The organism is Paenibacillus sp. LHD-38, from assembly GCF_031157315.1.
GTDB lineage: Bacteria > Bacillota > Bacilli > Paenibacillales > Paenibacillaceae > Pristimantibacillus.
Window position 1 is genome coordinate 89,087 of record NZ_JAVIFU010000012.1, and the last position, 23,074, is coordinate 112,160.

30 protein-coding genes are annotated in these 23,074 nt (G+C 44.0%); 27 read left to right on the forward strand and 3 right to left on the reverse strand.

The features are described from left to right. Positions 1–25: 25 nt before the first annotated feature. The 3 genes from RCO25_RS12495 to fabI all read left to right on the forward strand — a co-directional run bounded on the left by RCO25_RS12495 (position 26) and on the right by fabI (position 2,370). Positions 26–565, forward strand: coding sequence for a hypothetical protein (locus RCO25_RS12495; protein WP_308996479.1), 540 nt, complete (start codon positions 26–28; stop codon positions 563–565). Between the two features lie 409 nt (positions 566–974). Next, positions 975–1,565, forward strand: coding sequence for an AAA family ATPase (locus RCO25_RS12500; RefSeq protein WP_308996549.1), 591 nt, complete (start codon positions 975–977; stop codon positions 1,563–1,565). A gap of 28 nt (positions 1,566–1,593) precedes the next feature. Then, complete coding sequence (gene fabI / locus RCO25_RS12505; RefSeq protein ID WP_308996480.1) at positions 1,594–2,370, forward strand: enoyl-ACP reductase FabI; 777 nt, start codon at positions 1,594–1,596, stop codon at positions 2,368–2,370. A gap of 166 nt (positions 2,371–2,536) precedes the next feature. On the opposite strand, the gene nagZ is transcribed toward fabI, so the two are convergent. Then, positions 2,537–3,799 carry a beta-N-acetylhexosaminidase gene (nagZ, locus tag RCO25_RS12510; RefSeq protein ID WP_308996481.1) on the reverse strand — a complete coding sequence of 421 codons (1,263 nt, stop codon included), beginning with the start codon at positions 3,797–3,799 and terminating at the stop codon, positions 2,537–2,539. A gap of 217 nt (positions 3,800–4,016) precedes the next feature. Here nagZ and RCO25_RS12515 point away from each other — a divergent pair, with 217 nt between their 5' ends. Further along, positions 4,017–5,213, forward strand: a complete 1,197-nt coding sequence (locus RCO25_RS12515) for an oxalate decarboxylase family bicupin (protein ID WP_308996482.1) — start codon at positions 4,017–4,019, stop codon at positions 5,211–5,213. Between the two features lie 65 nt (positions 5,214–5,278). Here the strand turns inward: RCO25_RS12515 and RCO25_RS12520 are convergent, their stop codons facing one another. Next, positions 5,279–5,641, reverse strand: a complete 363-nt coding sequence (locus RCO25_RS12520; protein ID WP_308996483.1) for a winged helix-turn-helix transcriptional regulator — start codon at positions 5,639–5,641, stop codon at positions 5,279–5,281. 161 nt (positions 5,642–5,802) lie between these two features. Between RCO25_RS12520 and RCO25_RS12525 the strand changes: the two genes are divergently transcribed. The 20 genes from RCO25_RS12525 to RCO25_RS12620 all read left to right on the forward strand — a co-directional run bounded on the left by RCO25_RS12525 (position 5,803) and on the right by RCO25_RS12620 (position 20,215). Then, positions 5,803–7,002 (forward strand): MFS transporter, encoded by a 1,200-nt coding sequence (locus RCO25_RS12525; RefSeq protein WP_308996484.1) that lies wholly within the window; start codon positions 5,803–5,805, stop codon positions 7,000–7,002. Between the two features lie 18 nt (positions 7,003–7,020). Further along, a complete protein-coding gene (locus RCO25_RS12530; RefSeq protein WP_308996485.1) occupies positions 7,021–7,860 on the forward strand; it encodes an aldo/keto reductase in 840 nt (279 codons plus the stop codon). A 131-nt stretch (positions 7,861–7,991) separates the two neighbouring features. Further along, positions 7,992–8,246: an MmcQ/YjbR family DNA-binding protein gene (locus RCO25_RS12535; protein WP_308996486.1), complete on the forward strand. Its 255-nt coding sequence runs from the start codon at positions 7,992–7,994 to the stop codon at positions 8,244–8,246. Positions 8,247–8,290: 44 nt separating this feature from the next. Continuing rightward, a complete protein-coding gene (locus RCO25_RS12540) occupies positions 8,291–8,833 on the forward strand; it encodes an NUDIX hydrolase (protein WP_308996487.1) in 543 nt (180 codons plus the stop codon). 121 nt (positions 8,834–8,954) lie between these two features. Continuing rightward, positions 8,955–9,710 (forward strand): phosphoribosylformimino-5-aminoimidazole carboxamide ribotide isomerase, encoded by a 756-nt coding sequence (gene hisA / locus RCO25_RS12545; protein ID WP_308996488.1) that lies wholly within the window; start codon positions 8,955–8,957, stop codon positions 9,708–9,710. A 152-nt stretch (positions 9,711–9,862) separates the two neighbouring features. After that, positions 9,863–10,798: an aminoglycoside phosphotransferase family protein gene (locus RCO25_RS12550; RefSeq protein ID WP_308996489.1), complete on the forward strand. Its 936-nt coding sequence runs from the start codon at positions 9,863–9,865 to the stop codon at positions 10,796–10,798. Next, entirely contained in the window at positions 10,795–11,226 is a 432-nt protein-coding gene (locus tag RCO25_RS12555) for a hypothetical protein (RefSeq protein ID WP_308996490.1), read from the forward strand. Before RCO25_RS12550 ends, RCO25_RS12555 begins: the two co-directional genes overlap by 4 nt. Positions 11,227–11,315: 89 nt before the next feature. Beyond that, positions 11,316–11,756: a GNAT family N-acetyltransferase gene (locus tag RCO25_RS12560; protein ID WP_308996491.1), complete on the forward strand. Its 441-nt coding sequence runs from the start codon at positions 11,316–11,318 to the stop codon at positions 11,754–11,756. A gap of 46 nt (positions 11,757–11,802) precedes the next feature. Further along, the gene (locus RCO25_RS12565) at positions 11,803–12,465 is read left to right on the forward strand and encodes an HAD family hydrolase (protein ID WP_308996492.1); all 663 of its coding nucleotides are present in this window, start codon (positions 11,803–11,805) and stop codon (positions 12,463–12,465) included. A 534-nt stretch (positions 12,466–12,999) separates the two neighbouring features. After that, positions 13,000–13,527, forward strand: coding sequence for a YfiT family bacillithiol transferase (locus tag RCO25_RS12570; protein WP_308996550.1), 528 nt, complete (start codon positions 13,000–13,002; stop codon positions 13,525–13,527). Positions 13,528–13,537: 10 nt separating this feature from the next. Further along, the gene (locus tag RCO25_RS12575; RefSeq protein WP_308996493.1) at positions 13,538–13,933 is read left to right on the forward strand and encodes a GNAT family N-acetyltransferase; all 396 of its coding nucleotides are present in this window, start codon (positions 13,538–13,540) and stop codon (positions 13,931–13,933) included. A 34-nt stretch (positions 13,934–13,967) separates the two neighbouring features. Beyond that, positions 13,968–14,693, forward strand: a complete 726-nt coding sequence (locus tag RCO25_RS12580) for an alpha/beta fold hydrolase (protein WP_308996494.1) — start codon at positions 13,968–13,970, stop codon at positions 14,691–14,693. Between the two features lie 267 nt (positions 14,694–14,960). Then, positions 14,961–15,950, forward strand: coding sequence for an ABC transporter substrate-binding protein (locus RCO25_RS12585; RefSeq protein WP_374992106.1), 990 nt, complete (start codon positions 14,961–14,963; stop codon positions 15,948–15,950). A gap of 145 nt (positions 15,951–16,095) precedes the next feature. After that, complete coding sequence (locus RCO25_RS12590; protein WP_308996496.1) at positions 16,096–16,455, forward strand: glyoxalase superfamily protein; 360 nt, start codon at positions 16,096–16,098, stop codon at positions 16,453–16,455. A gap of 59 nt (positions 16,456–16,514) precedes the next feature. Beyond that, the gene (locus tag RCO25_RS12595; protein WP_308996497.1) at positions 16,515–17,315 is read left to right on the forward strand and encodes an inositol monophosphatase family protein; all 801 of its coding nucleotides are present in this window, start codon (positions 16,515–16,517) and stop codon (positions 17,313–17,315) included. Positions 17,316–17,342: 27 nt separating this feature from the next. Then, positions 17,343–17,822, forward strand: coding sequence for an SRPBCC family protein (locus tag RCO25_RS12600; protein ID WP_308996498.1), 480 nt, complete (start codon positions 17,343–17,345; stop codon positions 17,820–17,822). 65 nt (positions 17,823–17,887) lie between these two features. Continuing rightward, on the forward strand, positions 17,888–18,619 hold the full coding sequence (locus RCO25_RS12605; RefSeq protein WP_308996499.1) for a ZIP family metal transporter: 732 nt from the start codon (positions 17,888–17,890) through the stop codon (positions 18,617–18,619). Between the two features lie 113 nt (positions 18,620–18,732). Continuing rightward, positions 18,733–19,155: a nucleoside hydrolase gene (locus RCO25_RS12610; RefSeq protein ID WP_308996500.1), complete on the forward strand. Its 423-nt coding sequence runs from the start codon at positions 18,733–18,735 to the stop codon at positions 19,153–19,155. Then, the gene (locus RCO25_RS12615) at positions 19,094–19,699 is read left to right on the forward strand and encodes a nucleoside hydrolase (RefSeq protein WP_308996501.1); all 606 of its coding nucleotides are present in this window, start codon (positions 19,094–19,096) and stop codon (positions 19,697–19,699) included. Before RCO25_RS12610 ends, RCO25_RS12615 begins: the two co-directional genes overlap by 62 nt. Before the next feature lie 3 nt (positions 19,700–19,702). Beyond that, entirely contained in the window at positions 19,703–20,215 is a 513-nt protein-coding gene (locus RCO25_RS12620; RefSeq protein ID WP_308996502.1) for an acyl-CoA thioesterase, read from the forward strand. A gap of 305 nt (positions 20,216–20,520) precedes the next feature. Here the strand turns inward: RCO25_RS12620 and RCO25_RS12625 are convergent, their stop codons facing one another. After that, on the reverse strand, positions 20,521–20,661 hold the full coding sequence (locus RCO25_RS12625) for a hypothetical protein (protein WP_308996503.1): 141 nt from the start codon (positions 20,659–20,661) through the stop codon (positions 20,521–20,523). 132 nt (positions 20,662–20,793) lie between these two features. On the opposite strand from RCO25_RS12625, the gene RCO25_RS12630 reads away from it, so the two are divergent. Genes RCO25_RS12630 through RCO25_RS12640 form a run of 3 tightly spaced genes read left to right on the forward strand, consistent with a single transcriptional unit; the run spans position 20,794 to position 22,856 of the window. After that, on the forward strand, positions 20,794–21,213 hold the full coding sequence (locus RCO25_RS12630; RefSeq protein WP_308996504.1) for a BlaI/MecI/CopY family transcriptional regulator: 420 nt from the start codon (positions 20,794–20,796) through the stop codon (positions 21,211–21,213). Then, a complete protein-coding gene (locus RCO25_RS12635; protein WP_308996505.1) occupies positions 21,210–22,067 on the forward strand; it encodes a M56 family metallopeptidase in 858 nt (285 codons plus the stop codon). The genes RCO25_RS12630 and RCO25_RS12635 overlap by 4 nt, the downstream gene beginning before the upstream one ends. Positions 22,068–22,121: 54 nt before the next feature. Then, entirely contained in the window at positions 22,122–22,856 is a 735-nt protein-coding gene (locus RCO25_RS12640) for a thioredoxin-like domain-containing protein (RefSeq protein WP_308996506.1), read from the forward strand. Positions 22,857–23,074: the final 218 nt, after the last annotated feature.

A 23,074-nucleotide genomic window follows, 5' to 3' on the forward strand; every position in this document is an offset into this window, starting at 1 on the left:
CTTATCAATATAAGGTGGAGATAGGATGGATCAGCAATCAACGCGGGCAAAACAATTATTTACCGACCATTACGGCAATTATTTTCAAATGCATCGCGAAGGAAATTACGAAGAGTACAAGACCTACGAGATTACGAAGGAACAAGAAGTCGCCTGGTATGAGGAATTAATCGAAAAAAATGCCGGCGAGCTTTCCTTTCGGAATTGGGATGCTGCGGTTCAATTGCTGGCTATCGCCAAAAACTATCCGGACAGCCGGATTTTAGAGCGTGTCATCGCATTCGCAGCCCGGCATGTTATGTCTTCTGACAGCATCGTTAAGCTTATGTATGCGGAGCATATTATTGAAATCATAAAGCTGGTCAAAAGCAAGGCAGAAATTGATATGCTTCATCGAGCGTATAAAACCGCTGCCCAAATTTTGGATGACATAATGTCAAAGCCATTGATTATCGACCCAGGCCATGACCTGCAATCATTAAGTCTGAAGGATAAAAAGTCTCTGAATCACAGGGCGGCTAAAAATATCGAAGTCATAAAAGAGCTGTTGGCTTCGGATAAATAAATTGGGCGTTAGAGCCAGATCAAACGAAAAAAATGAAAACAGAGGTGCAGTATAGATGGAAAATGTCGTGTTGACTGTTGTTTCACCTGAAAATGAGGATTTACGGCAGTTAAAAAAAGTGATCATCCATTGGAAAAGGCATTAAGCTTACTTTCCCATATTCTCGCGGCGGAGAAGGTGTGGCTTGCCCGGATAATGGGAGAGGACGCATCCGCTTTTTCCATTTGGCCATCGTCTATGCTTACTGCTCAAACAAGCGGGCTTAGTACCTGAAAATACGGATTACATAACCTATGTCAGACAGCAGACAGTCAATAAAGGATCGGCGGACATGAATTAGAAGTTGAATATCTCATGGGTTATCGTTAGTATAGTACAGTGGCAGGAGCTACATATCGAGGTGTTGCTGGTGATCATATGGATTAATGGCGCCTTTGGGGCGGGCAAGACACAGACCGCACATGAATTGCATAGACGATTGGAGCATTCTTTTCTATACGATCCGGAAAACGCGGGTTATTTTATAAGAAAGAATACGCCGCGCTCAACGCATATAAGCGATTTTCAACATTATCCGATGTGGCGAGACATGAATTATGCGATGCTGAAGCATATGGATGAATCCTATGAAGGTATTATTATTGCACCGATGACGCTCGTAGATCTGCCTTTTTTTGATGAAATCATAGGACGCCTGCGAGAAGACGGGGCAGCCGTTCATCATTATGCGCTATGCGCGTCAGAAAATACACTAAAGAAGAGGCTCCGGGGCAGGGGAGAACGAGCTGACTCCTGGGCGGAGCAGCAAATTACAAGATGCGTGACAGGACTTTCGGATGCCAGATTGGGCCATCATATAGATACGGAGCATAAAACTGTCAGCGAGATTGCAGAGCAGATTGCAGCAATGTCAAATCTCAGTCTGCTGCCGGATCAAAGAAGCAAATTCAAAAAAGCGTATGACCGCGTACTAACGCAGGTTAAACATATACGATTTTAAGCTGGGAAGAACAACTAGGAGGAGCATCATGTCAAACTTAATGAACAACAAAGTTATCGTTATTATGGGTGTAGCCAATGACCGCAGCATTGCATGGGGAGTTGCGAAGTCGCTGCATAATCAAGGGGCTAAGCTTATTTTCACCTACCGTAAGGAAAGATCATTGGATAAGCTCAACAAGCTGCTCGAACAGCATCAAATCAATGCGCTGCAAAAGGTATCCTGCGATGTGCTCGATGATAACAGCATAACGGCTGCATTTGACGAGATCCAAAAAAACACGGGTGTTATTCACGGCGTGGTGCATTCCGTTGCTTTTGCCGATAAGGATGAGCTGCAGGGGGAATATGTTGATACGACTAGAGAGGGCTATTTGCTAGCGCAAAATTCAAGCTCGTACTCCTTGGTCGCAGTTGCTCGCGAAGCGAAGAAGCTGATGACGGAAGGCGGCAGCATCGTAACCCAAACCTATATCGGCGCGGAGCGGGTCGTAAAAAACTATAATGTTATGGGCGTTGCCAAAGCGGCTCTCGAAGCCAGCGTAATGTACTTGGCTGAGGACCTTGGCAAATACGGCATACGTGTAAATGCCGTTTCTGCAGGACCCATCCGCACGCTCGCTGCAAAAGGAGTATCCGGCTTTAATGATATTATGTCTACCATTGAAGAAAGAGCTCCGCTTCGCCGCAATATTGATCAGGAGGAAGTTGGTGACGCAACGATGTTCCTGCTGAGCAGCTTGTCCAGGGGCATTACGGGAGAAGTGCTTCATGTAGATGCTGGCTACCATATACTCGGCTTGTAAGATGCCGTCTTGAAGGATGAAGAAATAAAAGGCTCAGAACTCGTTATCGAGATCTGAGCCTTTTTTGAAATATAAGAAAGTATAAACTTTAAAGTTATACTATGCTTATATTTCACCGCGAAACGAGCTTTTGCCGCCAAGGATGGCGTCAGCCGTTTGCGCATGTTTATTTGGCTTGCAGCGCAGCATTGATTTGTTGATTAACAGCCTTCACATCGATAGCTTCAATCGATTTGTCTTGCAGCTTGTATTTTTCTTTTAGGCTCAGAATACGATAAACGCTCTTATCCAGTGTATCCTTGGAAATAATGCCATCACGCGCGCTAAGCTTCAGCGCTTTGAGTACAGAAATCTGCGTTTGATAATCATGTCCGATTAAGATAATGTCGCTTCCGGCTTGAACGGAACGGACTGCCGCTTCTCCCACGTCAAAATGGTCGGTTATACCGCCCATGGTCATATCATCCGTTATGACCACGCCATCATAGCCAAGGTCCACGCGCAGAAGATCCGTGATCATCGTTTTGGAGAGCGAGGCTGGATAGTTTTTATCGATTTTCGGGATCAATAAATGCGCGATCATGATCGCATCCGCATCCTGATGGATGGCTTCAACAAAAGGAAGCAGCTCGAATGCTTCAAGGTCAGCCAAGGTTTTGTTAACGACAGGCAGCTCAAGATGAGAATCGACCGACGTATCCCCGTGTCCGGGAAAATGCTTGACCACGGCGGCAACCTGCTTGGATTGGATCGCTTTCATCGTCTCGATGCCATGCTTCATGACGGTCTCGGAATCGGAACCAAAGGAACGATTGCCGATAACCGGGTTATTTGGATTGCTGTTAATATCCAGTACTGGCGCAAAATCCATATTAAAGCCAAGTGCGCGAACCTCTGCAGCCAGCGCCTCGCCGATTTTCCGTGTGTAAGCGAGCTGATCTGCTCGTCCTACCTCGGCTGCCGGGGGGATTTTGGTAAATTCCGAAGGCATACGGCTTACTTTTCCGCCTTCTTGATCAATGCTTAGCCAAAGCGGAGCTGGATTTCTAATATTTTTTTTCTTTAATTGATTTAGCAGCTTTAAGGTTTGCGAGGCATCCGCAATATTTTCTTTATACAAAATAAACCCGCCAACATGGTATTTATCAAGCATCTCGCTCGCGTTCGCCTGCATCGTTGTGCCTTCGATACCCACGAGCACCATTTGGCCTATCTTTTCATCTAACGTCATGTTGGCTATTTTCTCTTTGAGCGGGTCTACCGTTTCAGTAGGTTCAGGGGTTGGCGCAACGGTTGGTTGAATGGTCGGCTGTGCAGAAGGACTTGAGCTTGGATTTGGTGAAGTAGTTATAGGTTCAGATGTGTTATTCTGGCTGCAGCCAGAACAAATCATCAACAGTGCAAGGATTGTAACTGCTTGTTTGATCATCGAATATTCCTCCCTCGTTGCAATATCCCCTTGTTCTTCGTATCACATACCTGTCAATTGTCCTTAAACCTGACGAATAAACGGATTCAGTTGTTGCAGTTTGATGGATAGGCCATGACATGATCTCAGTAATCGAATATTCCGCTTACTCCTATCATAAGCTGTATAGGTCATGAATGCATCGGTTTATAGGCAAGCAAGGTTAAGGAGGGGGAATATGAAAGACCAATCGCGGGATGAACAAACCTGGCAGGCCCAGATTCCTCAGCCAATAAGGCAAAGCGATGGAGCGGGAAATGTAGACCGTGGTCCTCGTGATATCATGCGCGATATTGAAAATCCAAATATGTTCGTGCCGCCTGTTACAGATGCAGGCTTACTTCCCAATTTGAAATTCTCGTTTTCGGATACGCATATGCAGTTGAATCAAGGCGGATGGTCGCGTGAGATTACTGTTCGGGATTTTCCCATTTCGACGACGATAGCGGCAGTCAACATGAGCTTAACGGCAGGCGGCGTTCGTGAATTGCATTGGCATCAGCAAGCGGAATGGGCTTACATGCTTCTTGGCAGAGCGCGTATTACATCCGTTGACCAAGCAGGCCGGAATTTTATTGCAGACATTGGAGAGGGGGATCTATGGTATTTCCCGCCAGGTATCCCGCATTCGATCCAAGGACTGGAGAACGGATGCGAGTTTTTACTTGTTTTTGATGACGGCAACTTCTCCGATTTAAATACATTATCGTTATCGGATTGGTTCGCCCATACGCCAAAGGAAGTGCTCTCAGCCAACTTTGGCGTACCGGTGAGCGCTTTCGATCACATCCCTAAGGAACAAGTTTATATCTATCAAGATAACGTACCTGGTTCCCTGGAGAGCCAGAAGGTGCAATCGCCCTACGGGACGATCCCGCTTAGCTTTACGCATCGTTTGTTAGCTCAGCCTCCGATTCGGACGTCGGGAGGCAGCGTGCGTATTGTGGATTCCTCCAACTTTCCAATCTCGAAGACGATTGCAGCCGCATTGGTTGAGGTGGAGCCTGGAGGGATGAGAGAGCTTCATTGGCATCCGAATAATGATGAGTGGCAGTACTATTTGGCCGGGCAGGGGCGGATGACGGTATTTGCGGGTAACGGGATTGCCCGCACTTTCAATTATCGAGCGGGCGACGTAGGTTACGTTCCTTTTGCAAATGGGCATTACATTCAAAATACTGCCGATGATTCGCTATGGTTTCTGGAGATGTTCAAAAGCGACCGATTTGTGGATGTGTCATTAAATCAATGGCTGGCTTTAACACCGCGGGAATTGGTTCAGCATAATGTGAATGTCTGCCCAGAGCTGCTGAACGCCCTTCACAAAGAAAAGCTGCCTGTTGTTAAATTCCCGGGTTTTACCTATAAACCTTAGAGAACGACGAACGAGATAAAAGAAGACTTTCCTGCTCGCCGAACCGGCTGCTGGAAAGTCTTCTTTTATTTATTAAAGATGTTCTCTTCCAAGACATCATATTTATTCCCGAACACTTTTACAATATGGTTTTCTCCCCACGCAGAAAGCGAATCTAAAATACTTTTTAAGCTTTGTCCATATTCGGTGAGCTGATACTCAACCTTCGGAGGCACCTGGTTATAGACGATCCGTTCGATAATGTCGGCGTCCTCGAGCTCTCGAAGCTGCTGTGTCAGCATCTTTTGGGTGATTTCCGGCAGGAGCCGCTTAAGTTCGCTTGTCCGCTTCTTACCGTGTGTCAAATGACAAAGGATTATACATTTCCATTTGCCTCCGATTACTTCAAGCGTCGCTTCTACGGGAACATTATATTTCTTTTTAATCAAAGTCATTCTCCCTTACAGCAAATTACAGGTACTTTTAAGTACCTATAGTACTTTTAAGTACGTACTGGTCATTTTCTTTCGCATAAACGATAATAACATTCATCGGCCGATCAACGCTACATTAATTTAGTTCATAAGAAATAGGATTGGGGAGAAGCTTGATGACATTAGAGAAAAAAAGAAGCACGTTAGCCTTATTAGCGCTAGCGGTCAGCGCTTTCGCAATCGGAACAACGGAATTCATAAGCGTCGGATTATTGCCGCTTATTTCAGAGGATTTGAATATATCGGTTACAACGGCAGGCTTGACCGTAACGTTATATGCGCTTGGCGTTACCTTCGGTGCACCTGTTCTGACATCCTTAACAACAAGAATACCGCGTAAAGCTTTATTGCTTTGGATCATGGTCATTTTCATTATCGGAAATACGCTGGCAGCGGCGTCTTCCTCCGTTGAGCTGCTGTTGATCGCCAGAATTATTTCTGCCCTATCACATGGTGTGTTTATGTCGATTGGCTCAACGATCGCAGCAGACGTGGTACCTCCGAACCGAAGAGCAAGCGCCATCGCCATCATGTTTACGGGTCTTACCGTTGCAACGATAACGGGGGTTCCGATAGGGACGTTTATCGGACAGCAGCTTGGCTGGAGAGCTACGTTTGTCGCAATCGTAATCGTTGGGATTGTCGCATTTGTGGCAAACAGCATTCTTGTGCCGTCGGATCTGCGAAAAGGAACGCCTACTACGCTTGGAGAACAGTTTAAGCTGTTTACGAATGGGAGATTGCTGCTTATCTTTATCATCACCGCATTAGGGTATGGCGGAACATTTGCTGTCTTTACTTATTTAACCCCATTGCTGCAGGAAATAACCGGATTTCAGGAAAAACATGTTACCGTCATCCTGCTTCTCTATGGTATTGCTATTGCAATAGGTAATGTCATTGGCGGAAAGCTTGCTAACCGAAAGCCGTTAAAAGCATTATTATATATGTTTATCGTACAAGCTGTTGTTCTATTCCTTTTAACCTTTACAGCTTCGTTCAAAATTGCGGCATTGCTTACAATCGTGTTGATGGGATTGTTCCATTTCATGAACGTAGCAGGGCTGCAGGTGTATGTTGTTATGCTGGCGGAACGTATCATGCCTGGCGGCGTCGACGTCGCATCTTCGATTAATATTGCTGCATTTAATGCGGGCATTGCAATTGGCGCTTATTTAGGTGGAGTCGTAACGGATTCGATGGGACTCATCCACACCTCATGGTTTGGAGGCATCATGGTTGTAGCCGCCGTCATCCTGACCGGTTGGAGCATGAAGCTTGAGCAAAAGGACACAACAAAAGAAGTATTATCATAAATGGGAGGCTATTATAAAATGAAACATTTACAAGCAACAACGACTTTGCATAACGGTGTAACGATGCCGTGGTTTGGATTAGGCGTATTTAAAGTTGAAGAGGGCGCAGAGCTAGAGAGCGCGGTGGCTTCTGCGATCAAGCATGGGTACCGCAGCATCGACACTGCTGCCATATATGGAAATGAATCAGGCGTAGGACAAGGAATTGAACAAGGCTTGCAGCTGGCAGGAATCGAAAGGACGGAGCTGTTTGTCACTTCCAAAGTGTGGAATGCTGATTTAGGGTATGAGTCGACCCTTGCGGCTTATGAAACAAGTCTAAACAAGCTCGGTCTTGATTATCTTGATTTGTACCTTATCCATTGGCCCGTGGAAGGAAAGTTCAAAGAGGCATGGCGCGCTTTAGAAACCTTATATGAGCAAGGTAAGGTCAAGGCTATTGGTGTCAGCAATTTTCAAACGCATCATTTAGACGCTTTAATGGCAACTGCCAAAATCAAACCTATGGTCAATCAAGTGGAATATCATCCTCGTTTGACGCAGATGGAGCTAAGGAGCTACTGCAAGCAGCATGGAATTCAATTAGAGGCATGGTCGCCATTAATGCAAGGGCAGCTTCTTGAAAATCCGCTCCTTCTGGAAATCGCAGCTAGCTATCATAAAACCGTCGCCCAAATCATCCTGCGCTGGGATTTGCAAACCGGTGTGGTGACTATCCCGAAATCAACAAAGGAAGCCAGAATCATTGTCAATGCGGATATCTTTGATTTCGAGCTGTCAAGCGAGCATATGGAGCAGATCAGCGGGCTGAATGAGAATTACCGCGTAGGCCCTGATCCCGATAATTTCGATTTTTAAGAAGCCTAAAGACAAAGAATATAATTTCTTTGTCTTTTTTATGCTCTTTTTTCAACTTGTATTCGTCTACTCAATCAAAGCTCCTATGTGTTAAAATATTTCCAAGAAGAAATAAACAGACGGAGGCGCTGGTGTTTGGACATCATAACGATGGCAGGATCGCTTTATGGTGCGCTGCTCCTCCAGGCATGCAATCCATTCTGGTGGAATCGGATTCGAATATTTATTTTCAGCCGGCTTATGTCGGGCATCTAGGTTGGATCGGGGTCAGACTTGATCGTGATGCGGAGTGGCATGACATGGTGGGCGTCATTCAGGAGGCTTACTTGACACGGGCGCCAAAGAAATGGATTACGTTATTGAAAAATAATAATAAAGAAATCTGACTAATTTCATTTAAGAACGCTACGCTACGGGGAGATTTATTGAGATGCTGAAATACAATATTTGTTTTATTAAGCGCGGTGAAGAAATATTGCTTCTCAATCGGGAGAAAGCAAGCTGGATGGGCTGCTGGAACGGTATAGGCGGCAAGCTTGATTCACTAGAGACACCGCGGGCGGCCATGATCCGTGAACTGGAAGAAGAAACAGGGATACAAGCGTATTCGCTGCACTTTAAAGGATTGGTTACATGGAAAGGCGATGATTTTGATTATGGCGGGATGTATGCCTACATCGCCGAGGTACCGCCTGACTTTGAATATCCTACACCGAGAAAAACAGATGAAGGTATATTGGATTGGAAAAAAATAGATTGGATCATGAATGCTGACAATGCCGGCATCGTATCTAATATCCCGGTTACCTTGCCGTATATGCTGAATCAAGCCAGTTGCTTCGACCATCATTGCTTGTATAAGCTGGATAAACTACTGGAAATTGTTCATAGCGAGGTTTCCCCAAGCCTTGAAACCAATGAGACGGATAGAGTGATCTACTTAGAAAAGTATGCCTCCAAAATAGAAGCTTGAATTTTGACGAATCGGGAGACGTTGATTCAAAGGGTTGATTTACATAGACCGATAGGTTATTTTTCTAAAGAGGATATACAAACATGTACACAAATAGAAATTAAAGAATAGAGGAATGACGTTGAAGTTTAGACCTTGTATCGATTTGCATGATGGGAAAGTGAAACAAATTGTCGGTGAGACGCTCAATACTGAAATCATAGAAAATTTTGTATCGAAACAGGATTCTGCTTACTATGCAGAGCTCTTTAAAAAGGATGCATTAACAGGCGGACATGTTATTATGCTAGGCGGTGGAAATGAAGCAGCGGCGGCTTCAGCACTCTCGCATTATCCAGGCGGCTTGCAAATTGGCGGGGGCATAACGGCGGACAATGCTGCCTTTTATTTGGAGAAAGGCGCATCGCATATCATCGTGACTTCATATATTTTCAAGGATGGCCTATTAAATGAAGACCATCTTGCCAAAATCGTTGCGGAGGTTGGGAAGGATCGATTAGTTATTGATCTTAGCTGCAAGGAGAAAGACGGCAAATGGTTTGTTGTCACGAATCAATGGAAGCAATTTAGCGACTTTGAAGTGAATAAAGAAAATATTGAATTTCTCGAACAATATTGCAGCGAATTTCTTGTTCATGCTGTAGATGTAGAGGGCAAACAGCGCGGTATTCAGCAAAGTCTAGTAAGTGCGCTCGCGGATTGGGTGAATATACCGACTACTTATGCCGGCGGAGCCAGATCGATTGCGGATATGGATCAATTTGATGAGCTGTCGAACGGTAAGCTGGACATTACGATTGGCAGCGCGCTCGATATTTTTGGCGGTCATTTATCGTATGAAGAAGTGGTTGCTTACAGCAAGCAGAAACAGATGTAACAAAACTTTTTCTTGAAACTTCTACCAATCCACTCAGCTAGCTAACATTTTCGTTGGCTAGTTTTTTTATGACCGAGGAGGATGCGAAAGAGCTTACCTTTCCTTGACCGTGCTGACGCTGCTTATTATACTTTGGGAAAAGAGGTGTTTGAATGAACGATCAAGCACAATTTGAACGACTAATCAATCAAATCAAAATGCTAAAAGGCAGCAGCTCCATAAACAAAATTAACAAAGGTTATTCCAACGATCAAAAGTTCATTGTCGAGAAAAATAACCGGCTTTATTTATTGAAATGTTTTGATTTGGACGAGTTAGCAAATAAAAGAGCTGAATATGAAGCGATTCAACATTTGGAGTTTTATAAAGTCAATTGCTCAAGAGGCATTGAGATAGATGCGTTGCCCAATGAGCATTTGGGTTATATGCTGCTAACTTATACAAATGGTGAAGAAGCTGCCGATGCGCTGCATTCCTATGAAGCGTCCGTTCAATACGAGATTGGCGTGGATGCGGGGAAAGAGCTGGCTAAGATGCATCAATGGCATGCACCGGACAGCATCGCACCCTGGTATGATCGAAAGCTTGCGAAGCATGAGAAGTATATGGAGCAGTATTTAAAGGGTGAGGCTCGACTGAAGGGCGATGAACAGTTCCTCTCTTTTATTGATCACCATCTTCATCTGATGCGAGGCAGACCTAATCTCTTCCAACATGATGACTTTCACGTGGGCAATTTGATTGTTGAACAAGGAAAGCTAGCGGGCGTAATTGACTTTAACCGTTTTGATTGGGGAGATCCCATACATGATTTTCTAAAAGCAGGGATGTTTAGCAGCGAGGTTAGCGTGCCCTTCACGATAGGGCAAATAAAAGGGTATCACGGAAACGAAGAACCTGATGAGCATTTCTGGACCTTATATTCGCTATATCTGGCTATGACGATCGTATCTTCAATCGTGTGGATATTGAAAGTGAGACCAACGGAACTCGCGATTATGCAGCAAAAGCTGTACAGAGTACTCGAGGATCATGATAGTTTTAATAATGTAATACCAAGCTGGTATTTGGAGGGACGAACGCAATGAGACCGGATCATTACAAGCTCATGTATGAATTTGTAAAATGGGCAGGGGAGCAATCGCATATTGAAGGTATTGCGTTGGTAGGCCCTTGCGCAGACGATGAGAACGAGGAAGACTCGAATTTGAGCTTTCTAATTATTACTCATAAAAAGAAGAAGACGTTAGAGGCGATTCTCCAGCTTCCTCTGGAACCGATTGAACAAGCCTCGCAGGAGGAATACGGATTGCTCACATCCATTAAAGTTGTCTATGCAAGCGGAATTGAAGCCGATTACGGCGTTGCAGGAGAAGAGTGGCTTCACCTCCCATTGGAGGATGAGCTAGGAGCGGCATTAATGAGCGGGTTTAAGGTCATTTGGGCGGGCGAGGAGCTTTTTGCAGGGCTTCAAAGAGCAATTGCTGATTTTGCTATGTATAAGGAAATGACGTAAACAGGGATACCGTTACAAATAAACAAGCTTTCTTCGTAAGATGGCTTGTTTTTTTGCGTGTTACACTGTTGACAAAAGGAGAGTAGATCATGATTCACGTTCGACCCTATCAACCTGAGGATTTAATAGTCATGACTGAGCTTATGAAGGATCTCGGTTATCCAACCACGGAAGAGCAAATGAGAAACCGGATGAGCGTCATTGAAACTCTATCCGGGACCTTTACGTTCCTTGCAGATCTTAACGGAAAAGCGGTAGGGATGATGGGGATTCGTCATGTCTATTCCTATGAGGAGGACGGATTCGTCATTCAGATCTCCCTGCTAGTCACGAAGAAGGAATATGAGGGCCAAGGAATCGGGAAGGCTCTGGTAAGCTTCGCGGAGTCGTGGGCAGTTGCCCAGGATGCGGAAATCCTATATCTAACGAGTGGAATTAAGCCTGAGAGAGAGCGTGCGCACGCGTTTTATAAAGCGATCGGTTTCGAAGCGACTGGCTATCGTTTTGTTAAAAGATTGACTATCCAGTAAACTATTTAAGTTGTATAATCATGGAAATGATTGGAGTGATTCGGCAATGTCAGAGGTTAAAGCGGTTATTTTTGATTTGGATAATACCCTTTTAGATCGTTCAAGCACGTTTAAAGCATTCGCTATTTCCTTTCTTAATCATTATTTTTATCAGTTGGAACCCCGTCAGCAGCTGCTTGAGCGGATCATTGCATTAGATCAAGACGGTTACAAGGACAAGCGGGTGCTGTTCCAAGAGCTGATTGAGGAACTGCCATGGCCAAGCAAGCCAGATCATACAGAACTTATCCGTTATTACAACGATCATTATGTAAAAAATGCCATACTCATGGAACATGCACAAGATGTCATACGCCATATTAAAAGCAAATACCAGACCGCGCTTATTACGAACGGAAGAAATGCGATTCAATACGGGAAAATCGATCATTTAGGAATAAGAGATGCTTTTGATTTCATTATTGTTTCAGAGGAAGCGGGATGTAAAAAACCGGATAGGCGAATTTTTGAAGCTGCGTTGAATGCTCTAGCGCTGCAGCCCGCTCAATGTATTTACGTAGGCGACCATCCTGTCAATGATATCGAGGGTGCTTGTCAGGCAGGTCTGTCTGCAATATGGATACAGGTAAACCAGCCATGGCGCGAAGAACTGAAGGCACAGCCGCTGCACACGATTACGAGTTTAAATGAACTGTTAATCTTACTATGAGTGGAGGAAGGCATGCGGATATCATTGACCATACAAGACTTGAAAAGCGAGCAGCTATCTTGGTTATGCGTAAAGCCTTTTTTGGAGGAGGTAAGAGGGAAGTCACCAACGGTCAAAGCGGAAGCCTACAACCAACTGAATGAACCTCAAAAGGCGCTATACCTTTTTTATGCATTTCATAACCATACGCATTCAATTGCTGAGTTTTATTGGTTTTCTTCCTATTTTATTGGTGAGCTTAAGGTCTGGCCTGCACTCGTTAAGGGGTTAATGGTCTTTGAATTGGAGGAATTTGTACAGATATGCAAAGAGCTTGAGGAATTGTCTGCGGTTTATCCAAAGCAATCCGATGGTTCTTGGCAGCAGGCGATGGTATCAGATCTGGATCGAGACGCATCACTGCTTGCCAAAGTAACGGCTTTATATGAACGATATGTTCCGTTAGCCGAGCAAAGTATTTTGCAAATGAACCAGTATGTTCAAAACAACCATGAGCAATTTTGTGAAATTTCAATTGAAGAAAGAAGGATTAAAATGGATGAAAAATATCCGATAGGCAAATTTGATTGGACCGGCGAAGTTTCAGCGCTTCAGCGGGAGACTTGGATCGAAGAGATTGAACGGCTGCCGCAGCGATTGCGGGCAAGCATTGAGGGTTTGAACGAGTTAGAGCTGGAAACACCTTATCGTGACGGCGGCTGGAAAATAAGACAGGTTGTCCATCATATAGCGGATAGCCATATGAACAGCTACATCCGTTTTAAGCTCGCATTAACGGAGGAAACGCCTACGATTAGACCTTATTATGAGGATCGGTGGGCAGAACTGCATGACTCTATTCAAGCGGATATTGAGCTTTCCCTAACGCTTATCGAGCAATTGCACAAAAGATGGGTTATTTTACTGAAATCATTGTCTGATTCCGATTATAAAAAATCCTTCTATCACCCGGAGTCCAAAGAAACCTATCGCTTGGATTATAATTTAGGCAATTACGCATGGCATGGCAATCATCATATAGCCCATATTATGGCGGGGAGAAGCCGCATCGGGAAAGGATGAACATATCAAAATGATAAACTATCATACGGATAAAAAGATTGACGCAGCGGATCTCTCACAGCTTTTTGCCAGTTCGGGCATCAAGAGACCGTATCAAGATTTGGAACGCCTGCAAAAGATGATAGATAACGCAGATATGTCCATCAGCGCATGGGACGGCGAGCGGCTGATAGGGATAGCGCGTGCCATTACGGATTTTGTATATTGCTGTTATCTCTCTGACCTTGCCGTTAACCACGACTATCAAAGGCTTGGCATAGGGAAGAAGCTTGTAGAGCTGCTGAGGGAGACGCTGGGACCCGAGGTTTCACTCGTCCTGCTTTCTGCTCCAACGGCTGTCGATTATTATCCGCGCATTGGGTTTACGAATTCAGATAAGTGTTATCTGATTCCCAGAGAACGGTAAGCTCCCGGTTAATAATAAGGAAAAGGTGATCATATTGATTAAATCAGTCATGGTAAATAATCAAGATGTTCAAATTCATTATTTGGATACCAAGCCGGAATCTGATCTGCAGCTAACGCCTATGGTTATTTGCCCCGGGCTGTCGGAAACGGCGGAAGAGTACGAGGATCTGTTAACGTTTCTTCTGCCGCGAAGAGCCATCGTCCTTTCCTTTCGGGGAAGAGGAAATAGCGATACTCCTCAAATGCATTATGATTTAGAAGATCATCTTTCGGATCTAGCTGCGGTGATTCAAGATGCATCGATAGACTGCTTCCACTTGATGGGTTACTCTCGCGGCGTATCCTATGCATTAGGCTATGCCCAGCTGCATGTGAATCGGTTGACGTCACTCATCGTAGAGGATTATCCTCCGGAGCATAAGCAGATGTCTCCTGAATGGGCTGAGGATTATATTTCAAATTATCTTGTACCCTCCGGACGTGTAAATAACATAAGTCCAGAAGCGGTACGCGGCATTCAACGAGAATCTACGCAGCTAGAGCTGGAGGCTAAGCTTAGCTTGCCCACTTTGGTCTTATACGGCTTGCAAGAGGGATCACTTCTTAAGGAAACGGATTTATCGAAATATAAGCAGCTGTTCAGCGATATTACGGTTCGACCTTTTGTGCAGTCAGGACATAATATTCGCGGCACCGAGAAGTCCAGGCTGTATGAATCCATTAAGCATTTTTTGAATGAGGCGGATAGCATAAGGTAGAAATAGGAATCCGCGTTTCTTGTGAGTCGAAGCGCAGGTTTCTTTTTTTAATATATTAGAATTTATAAGTTTTCACTTATAAATGTGCTTATATATCTCCGCGAAACGATAGATTTTGTCACTGAGGACGGCGACAGCCGTTTACGCTTGTAGTAAGAGCATTTAACCTAGTTGACAATGAAAATGATAATTGTTATCATTAGGTGTCTTTTGAGGTGGCGTTTCACTTCAAGCCAATATAATTGTCCTACAGGGGGAAGCACAGTGATTAAACGCAACAAGAAGTTTGTACTGGTATTAGTGAGTTTGATGGTCATGTCGCTTTGGCTAGCGGCTTGCGGAAGCAATAAAACAAATGAAGCTGGAAACAATGTGGCAACCAATGCGGCAACCAATGCGCCGGCAGCTACGGAAGCACCAACAGAAAGAACGCTTACGGATGCGCTTGGCAACGAAGTAACGGTACCCGCTAACCCTCAACGTATCATTGCATCATACTTAGAAGATCATTTAGTAGCTTTGGGTATTAAACCTGTTGCGCAATGGTCCGTTCCGAACGGTACTCAAGATTACTTAAAAGATTCACTTGCCGATGTGCCTACTATCGCTTATGACCTTCCTTTTGAAGCAGTAACAAGCTTTGAACCGGATCTTATCCTTATGGCTTATGACAGCAATGTAGAAGGCGACAAGTTTGCACAATATTCTAAAATCGCTCCAACATTTACAGTTGGCGATAAATTAACGGCTGACTGGCGCGCAGCTTTGCTGAAAATCGGCGAGGTTGTCGGCAAGAGCGAAGAAGCACAAAAAGTATTGGATGCTTACGACGTGAAAGCGAAGGAAGCGAAAGAAAAAATCCAAGGCGCAGCAGCAGGCGAGTCAGCAGCAGCACTTTGGTTCGTGCAAGGAAGCTTTTATATCGTAAGTGAAAAGCTTTCGAGCGGCGACTTGCTTTATAACCAACTTGGATTGGCCGTTCCTGAGGTCGTAAAAGAGATCTCTGCTGCGGGAACTGGTAACTGGAATGCGATTCCTCTTGAAAAGCTAGCGGAGCTGGATGCTGATCATTTGTTCCTTATCAACAGCGGAACAGAAGCTGATTCGAAAGCATTAAGTGATCCAATTTGGCAGAACATTCCTGCCGTTAAAAACGGCAAGCTTTACGAATACCCTAGCACATCAAGCTGGCTGTACGCAGGTACGATAGCATACTCACAAGTTATTGATGATGTACTGGAAAGCATCGTAAAATAATAGATACGGCTTGGATAAAAGGACTGTACTTACTAGCGATTTTCGCTGTAGGCTGCAGTCCTTTTTCCTGTTTTCTGTCTTCTCTATGGCGAGAAACCAATGTATAATCATGGAAGATTAACTACAGGCAAAGGATGTGTAATCGATGATAACCGCAATGAAGCGTACCGTTCCGATCCTACGTATCTTTGACGAAGCGAAGGCACGTGAATTTTATTTGGATTTTTTGGAGTTTACATGCGACTGGGAGCACCGATTCGAACCGGATATGCCTCTCTATATGCAAATCTCGAATGGAGACTGCATCATTCATTTATCTGAGCATTATGGAGATTGCACGCCAGGCTCTGCCGTTCGGATAGAGGTTGAAGACGCAAAGGCGCTCCAGCAGCATTTGCTAAGCAAGAACTTCAAATTTGCTAGACCTGGTTTTGATGATGAATGGAATCAAGTTAAGCTGACCGATCCGTTTGGAAATCGTTTGCATTTTTACACAGGCAAATAAAGACTTTATTTATACGCGCGTACATCCCGAGTGAAAAATAAATGAAGGAGGCCATTGCATTGAACCATACGATAATAAATACGGCGAGAGAGATTGCCATTGCAGCAGCCTATGAAGCGGGAAGGCTTGCCAAGGAACGGTTCGGAACTCTTGATAGCTACGAGGAAAAGGATGATCACGGGGATATTGTTACCGAAGTTGATCATTTAGCAGAACGCATTATTTTAAATAAAATTCGAGGAGTATTTCCGGATCACAAGATACGATCTGAGGAGTATGGGGAAAATGATCTTTTGAGCGACTGGATGTGGTTAGTGGATCCGCTTGACGGAACGAATAATTTTGCGGTGGGCATGCCGCTATTCGGCATTTCGATCACGCTGGCTTATAATCGAAACCCTGTATTGGCAGTTATTTATGAGCCGATGACCGATCGGTTATATGTTTCAAGTTTAGGGGAAGGCACACGCTGTAATACGCTTCCCGTACTTATGAATCGGGCAAAGGCGTTCAATAAAGCGAGAGTCGGCTGGATCCAAGGCCATGCTGTTCAGAATGAGCAACGGGCGGTTAAGCTTAGACATTACATAGACGTAAATACGAAACGAATGATGCGGCTTTGGGCGCCGACTCTGCAATGGACGATGCTCGCTAGAGGTGATTTGGATGCCATCATAGTGTATAACTCGGAAGGCGAGGACCTTTACTCTGGTATTCTTATGGTAAAGGAAGCTGGCGGGGTTATCATTGATTACAGTGGCGATTCATTTACCGGGATAAACGAACAGCCTTATTTGATTGCATGCCTGCCGGAGCATCAAGCCTATTTTATGAACCTTGTAAAAGAAGGATTGGCATAGTATTGAAAGAAAAGAGCGGTGAACGTAATGGTTGAAGTTAGGACGGAAATATTTATTAAGGCTCCAATTGAGGTTTGTTTCGATTTGGCCCGCGATATCGATATACATACAAGAACGGTTTGGAAGCATACCCGTGAGCAAGCGGTAGCCGGCGTGACGTCCGGCCGAATTAATGGAGGGGAACTCGTCACGTTTGAAGCGACGCATTTTGGGATTAGGCAAAGGCTGACCTCGAAAATAACGGAGTTTAACGCCCCGTACTTATTTGTAGACGAAACGCAAAAAGGAGCCTTTAAAAGCTTAAAGCATGTTCATCGATTTGAGAAACAAGGTGCAGGTACGCTTATGACTGATACATTGCGCTTTGAGGCGCCGCTTGGTTTTTTGGGCTGGTTGGTAGAACGTCTTGTTTTGAGACATTACATGAGGAGGTTTCTGGAGCATCGCAATGAGCAATTAAAGCAATTAGCCGAGCAGGAACCGTTGCCTGTATATTGGATGGTTTGAAATTGTATCGCATAATATAAGGAAGAAGCTTAGGGGTAGTGCTCTGCCCGGTTAGGAGAGACATCATGGTAGAAGCACTCATAGGAAGCTTTATCTCGGCAATGGCAACCGTACTAGGAGCGGTACCGCTGCTATTTGTAAAAAGCCTTTCCGAGAAATGGAAGGATGTACTTATCGCCTTTACCGCCGGAATTATGGTTTCGGCTTCTACGTTTGGTCTATTGCCGCAAGCATTGAAGGAATCAGGAATCATTCCGTTAACTTTAGGGCTGTTAATCGGCGTCATCGCGCTTGATCTGTTGGAGAAAAACATACCTCATATCGATATCGAGCAGAAAAGGGGGATATCATCCTTTGACAGCAAGTCGCTGCTCGTTATTTTCGCATTGTTCATACACAATATTCCGGAAGGACTGAGTACGGGTTTTAGCTACGCTAGCGCGAATGGCGGACTTGGTCCCATGGTAGCCATTGCTATCGGTGCGCAAAATATACCGGAAGGACTGGTATTGGCCATTTTCCTCATTCATTCAAAGGTAAGCAAGCTGAAGCTGATGCTTATCGTTACCTTGACTGGACTAATGGAAGTAGTATCTGCGATCGTGGGTTATTTTGCCGCAAGCTATATATCGGGACTGATTGGTTATGGGTTAGCTTTCGCATCAGGAGCCATGCTGTTCATCGTATATAAAGAGCTTATTCCAGAAACCCATGGACACGGCTACGAACGGTCGGCGACGTATTCTTTTATCATTGGTTTGCTTATTATGATTTATATTAGCTTTTATTTTGGTTAATGGTTACAAAATAAGGTTTCATTATCGTAAAGAAGCACATCTTTTTTGCTGCTTCTTGGTTTTTCTCCCTTTGTTCGTTTACAATATACGATAGTAGAGGGAGGTATCATGACATGTCAAAGAGAAACAGGATGCTGCTGGACGTAGATACTGGCATTGATGATGCTTTAGCGATTTTATATGCATTGCTCTCGCCACAGATAAAAGTAGAAGGCATTACGACCGGATTCGGTAATACGGATGTTGTACAAGCCACGGAGAATACGCTGCGTGTCATTCAAGTTGCGGATTGCGGCTATGAGGTGCCTGTAGCAATAGGGGCTTCAGGACCTCTAAACCGGGTATTTCCAGGGGCTGTTCCACATATTCATGGCCATAACGGGATTGGCGATGCGGTCTTGCCGGCTTCACCTCATCAACCTGTGAAGGAATCCGCCGCGGAGTTCATCGTGCAGAAGGTAAACGAGGCACCGGGTGAGCTTATTTTTGGTAACGGTGGGGAGATTAACGAATCTGGCATTAGCTTTGCAGCTTGATCCATCCATATCATCTAAATTTAAAAAAGTTGTTATTATGGGCGGTACGGTATTTGCCCCTGGTAATATTACGCCCGTGAGCGAAGCTAATTTGTATGGAGATCCGGAGGCTGCCGCTCTCGTTTTTGAGTCGGATCTTCCTATAACGATAGTGGGACTTGACGTCACGCAGCAAACTCGTTTAACGAAGAGCCATATGCAGTATTTATCTCGTGAGGTCGCTGCGGACAAGCGCGAAATATTTAACTTCCTGGACGCTGCATTAGAGTGTTATTTTGATTTTTACGCCTTCTCTAATCATTTTGAAGGGGAGTGCCCTATGCATGATCCGTTGGCGGTAATCGTAGCGGTTAACCCGACGCTTGTGCATGTGGAAACGATGAACGCAGTCGTAGATTGCGGAATCGGCTTCACCGCGGGTATGATCATCACGGATCGCAGAGTTCGATCTGTCGTTGGCCGGCCCGTAGATATCTGTTTAGAGGTTGATAAAGAAAAAGCGATTGCAGAGCTGCTATCTGTATTTACAAAAGGGGAAAGATAATCGATGGAAAAAAGATTCTCACGCGAATCAAAATGCTATAAAACAGCAAGGGTATTTCCGCCGGACGTCAATAATCACAATACTTTATTCGGCGGCAAATTAATGGCTTATATCGATGATATAGCGTCGATTGCGGCGACAAAGCATTGCCGGCGTTCCGTTGTAACGGCATCAACGGACTCCGTAGATTTCTTGCATCCCATTCGTCCTTCGGATTCAGTATGCTTAGAATCCTTCGTTACATGGACGGGACGCACCTCCGTAGAGGTGTTTGTGAAGGTGATCAAAGAAGATTTGCTCAGCGGAGAACGCAAGGTAGCTGCCACATCCTTTTTAACTTTTGTTGCGCTTGATGAGAATCGCAAGCCTGTACCCGTACCGCTCGTCGTACCGGAGACGGAAGAAGAGCTTAAGCTGTTCGAAACAGCTCCGCACCGTGCGGAAATGCGTAAGATAAGAAGAGACGAGAGTAAAAAATTCGCGGGATTTCTGACGGTTAAGCATCCATGGGACTGATGAGTTCTCTTCTATTGATGTTAAATGAGGTTTTTTTAGCTGTTTTTGATCAAAAAATGGCGAAAACCCGGGAATGAGAACAAATGTTCTGATTTGTTTTATGAAGAAAAACGTATATAACTTGTAATGATGGTAAAATTTACATATCATGCGAATCAACTTCTTTATTAAGCATAAAAATTATGAAATCGCTTGTTGATATCGGCTAATTATTGAAAAATGCCCTTTTTGCGATACGGGAACAAATGTTCTATTTTGGTTTATTTGTAAGGGCAGCTCCTGTTAGGGGCTGCCCTTGCTGCATATTAGCAGCTCTTATTGTTGTTTTTGTTCGATTTCTTAGGAATCGATTCGTCATCCCGGCTCATTTTGTCGCCGAATTGTTCAAGCCGGGAGGGACTTGCAGCTGGACCATCATTATCGGGCTTATTGTTTCTTCCTGTCACTTTAATCACCTCCAGCAAGTATAGGGTGAGCAGCAAACATACATTTCATACTTGCTATCTATAGAGCGCCATATGTTCTCACTTGAAATGAGATTTTGACTACACTATAATATGTAGTGAAAGGGGAGACCCATGGATATAAAAAACTTTAAATACGGTGAAGTCGGCTTAAACCGATTTTTTGGTTCTTTGGAAGCCAAGATTATGGACATTCTATGGGAAGCTGAGGAGCTGAGCATTAAAGAAGTCCAGCTTCGTTTGGAGAAGGAAAAGCAAATTAATTTTAATACGGTTATGACCGTTATGAACCGCTTATTAGAAAAAGGCATTTTACAAAAAAGATCAAAAGGCAGGCTATCGCTCTTCCGCCCCGTCGAATCGAAGGATGTGTTCATTGAGCAGCAATCCAAACGTTTAACCGAAAACCTAATGGACGAGTTTGGCGGCGTAGTCATCAATCATATGATAGATGCCCTTAAAGACGTCGATCAATCTTTGCTTGATAAACTTGAACAAAAAATTCAGCAATTAAAAAAGGACAAACCGTCATGAGATGGAAGCGGAAGTCCACTGCGATAATGGCTGTAAGTTTCTTCATCGCTATTTTGGTCTGGAGCCAGATGGGAATGTATTTAGCTCATCTCCTGTTCGACGTAAACGTAAAAGTGAATTTTTTTAAGTTTTGCATCAGTTTATTTAAAGAGAATTCCTTGTATTATTTTTTAGTTATTACTTTTCTGAACTCCTTAATCGCTTATGCTATTGTAATTACATGCCTGAAGCTAACCCAGCAATACGTGCTCTCTAGACGGTTTAAAACGAGACTGATGTCGCTTCGAAATATCGTTCTGACGGCGAATATCATTCAAGATTTTCAGCCTCTCAATCAGAACATAATTGTTATCGATCACGATCGTGCCATGGCGTTTACGGTGGGATTCAGAAGGCCGTTAGTCGTGCTGTCCAGCGGGTTAGTCGAGATGCTTGACCAGGAAGAGCTGGAAGCGGTTATTGCACATGAAGCGTTCCATCAATCGCATTACGATTCTCTGAAAATATTTCTACTGCAGCTAATCTCCCAATCGCTATGGTTTATTCCAATAACGAAATGGACTTATCGGAATTTTAAGCTGATTAGCGAGCTGCTTGCAGACGAATATGCTGTTCAGAAAACAGGCTCAGAGCTCGGTCTCGGAAGCGCATTACTAAAGCTTATAAAAAAAGGATTCAGCGATAATCCTACACCGGTATTAGTTTATTTTTCCGACGGGGCAGTCAATTACAGATTGCAGCAGCTCGTCGATCCGAATCAAGTGATTCCTGTTCGTTTAGGAATGATTTCTATTGTGATTTCTATACATGTTCTGCTCTTATTTATGGGCATGATTGTATTAGCCGTCACATAGTTTTTTACCATTATACACTACATAATGTAGTGTCAGGAGCGTGTGGATAATTTTATGAATGATCATATGTTAATACATCAGCAATCGGGTTCTTCTTACTTTTTACTTTATACGGCAGCCATTATTTTGGTCATGGCGCTGCTTGGCTATTGGTTTGCATCCAAATGGAATAAGGAAAATACGAGCAAGCTAAAGAAGGAGCAGAAAGCAGCTTTAAAACAAAAAACAAAAAAAATGCGTTGGGCAGCGCATCTGCTTTTGAGCATATCTGTCATTGTCGCAATCGTACACTTTGCTAAGGATCTAGGAAAAGAATTCGATGTAGACACTTTGAATCTAAAAGCAGACATTGATGTAACCGACGACAAAAATTACGGATCGGAGCATTCGGATGATCCCGTTTCCTATGAAATGAAAATTCCTACCTCAGGGACGCATAGTCCACATGATTTGAAATTTGGCTTTTATACGGAAAAACCGTCAAACGAGATGCTCGTTCATAATTTAGAGCATGGCGATATCATTATTTATTACCGTCCCGGAGCAGATTCAAAGATTATTGAGCAGCTGAAATATTTTGTGAACTTTAGAGAAGCGGGGGCCGGAATATTAGCCGTGCCAAATGAAGATATCCCCGCCGGTAAAGAGGTCGTCGTCACAGCATGGACCAAATCGATGGAGCTGGCCGAATACGATGAGACGAAAATTGCTACGTTCATTTATGACTATATTAATGAAGGGCCTGAGAAAATTCCCGCACAAATTCGTAGAGGCGGAGGTACGATGTAGACCGGACAGCAGTCATAAAGCTAAGCATAACCAAACTGATAACTACAGTTTGGTTATGCTTTTTTATACTCTAGAAAGTAGAATTCATGCTATGTAAAGGGCAGAATAGTTGAACTGAATTGTAAAATTTTATATAATAAAAATGCAAAAATACTATTGAAGTGTTTCGAAAAGCAATGAATTATATACAAAATTAGAAGAATGGAGATGATTAACAA

Excerpts from the sequence above, each read along its gene's own strand:
- RCO25_RS12495 (WP_308996479.1), top strand. The coding sequence starts at position 26 with ATGGATCAGCAATCAACGCGGGCAAAACAATTATTTACCGACCATTAC.
- fabI (WP_308996480.1), top strand. The coding sequence starts at position 1,594 with ATGTCAAACTTAATGAACAACAAAGTTATCGTTATTATGGGTGTAGCC.
- nagZ (WP_308996481.1), bottom strand. The coding sequence starts at position 3,799 with ATGATCAAACAAGCAGTTACAATCCTTGCACTGTTGATGATTTGTTCT.
- RCO25_RS12515 (WP_308996482.1), top strand. The coding sequence starts at position 4,017 with ATGAAAGACCAATCGCGGGATGAACAAACCTGGCAGGCCCAGATTCCT.
- RCO25_RS12525 (WP_308996484.1), top strand. The coding sequence starts at position 5,803 with ATGACATTAGAGAAAAAAAGAAGCACGTTAGCCTTATTAGCGCTAGCG.
- RCO25_RS12530 (WP_308996485.1), top strand. The coding sequence starts at position 7,021 with ATGAAACATTTACAAGCAACAACGACTTTGCATAACGGTGTAACGATG.
- RCO25_RS12540 (WP_308996487.1), top strand. The coding sequence starts at position 8,291 with ATGCTGAAATACAATATTTGTTTTATTAAGCGCGGTGAAGAAATATTG.
- RCO25_RS12550 (WP_308996489.1), top strand. The coding sequence starts at position 9,863 with ATGAACGATCAAGCACAATTTGAACGACTAATCAATCAAATCAAAATG.
- RCO25_RS12555 (WP_308996490.1), top strand. The coding sequence starts at position 10,795 with ATGAGACCGGATCATTACAAGCTCATGTATGAATTTGTAAAATGGGCA.
- RCO25_RS12560 (WP_308996491.1), top strand. The coding sequence starts at position 11,316 with ATGATTCACGTTCGACCCTATCAACCTGAGGATTTAATAGTCATGACT.
- RCO25_RS12565 (WP_308996492.1), top strand. The coding sequence starts at position 11,803 with ATGTCAGAGGTTAAAGCGGTTATTTTTGATTTGGATAATACCCTTTTA.
- RCO25_RS12570 (WP_308996550.1), top strand. The coding sequence starts at position 13,000 with ATGGATGAAAAATATCCGATAGGCAAATTTGATTGGACCGGCGAAGTT.
- RCO25_RS12575 (WP_308996493.1), top strand. The coding sequence starts at position 13,538 with ATGATAAACTATCATACGGATAAAAAGATTGACGCAGCGGATCTCTCA.
- RCO25_RS12590 (WP_308996496.1), top strand. The coding sequence starts at position 16,096 with ATGATAACCGCAATGAAGCGTACCGTTCCGATCCTACGTATCTTTGAC.
- RCO25_RS12600 (WP_308996498.1), top strand. The coding sequence starts at position 17,343 with ATGGTTGAAGTTAGGACGGAAATATTTATTAAGGCTCCAATTGAGGTT.
- RCO25_RS12605 (WP_308996499.1), top strand. The coding sequence starts at position 17,888 with ATGGTAGAAGCACTCATAGGAAGCTTTATCTCGGCAATGGCAACCGTA.
- RCO25_RS12610 (WP_308996500.1), top strand. The coding sequence starts at position 18,733 with ATGTCAAAGAGAAACAGGATGCTGCTGGACGTAGATACTGGCATTGAT.
- RCO25_RS12620 (WP_308996502.1), top strand. The coding sequence starts at position 19,703 with ATGGAAAAAAGATTCTCACGCGAATCAAAATGCTATAAAACAGCAAGG.
- RCO25_RS12630 (WP_308996504.1), top strand. The coding sequence starts at position 20,794 with ATGGATATAAAAAACTTTAAATACGGTGAAGTCGGCTTAAACCGATTT.
- RCO25_RS12635 (WP_308996505.1), top strand. The coding sequence starts at position 21,210 with ATGAGATGGAAGCGGAAGTCCACTGCGATAATGGCTGTAAGTTTCTTC.
- RCO25_RS12640 (WP_308996506.1), top strand. The coding sequence starts at position 22,122 with ATGAATGATCATATGTTAATACATCAGCAATCGGGTTCTTCTTACTTT.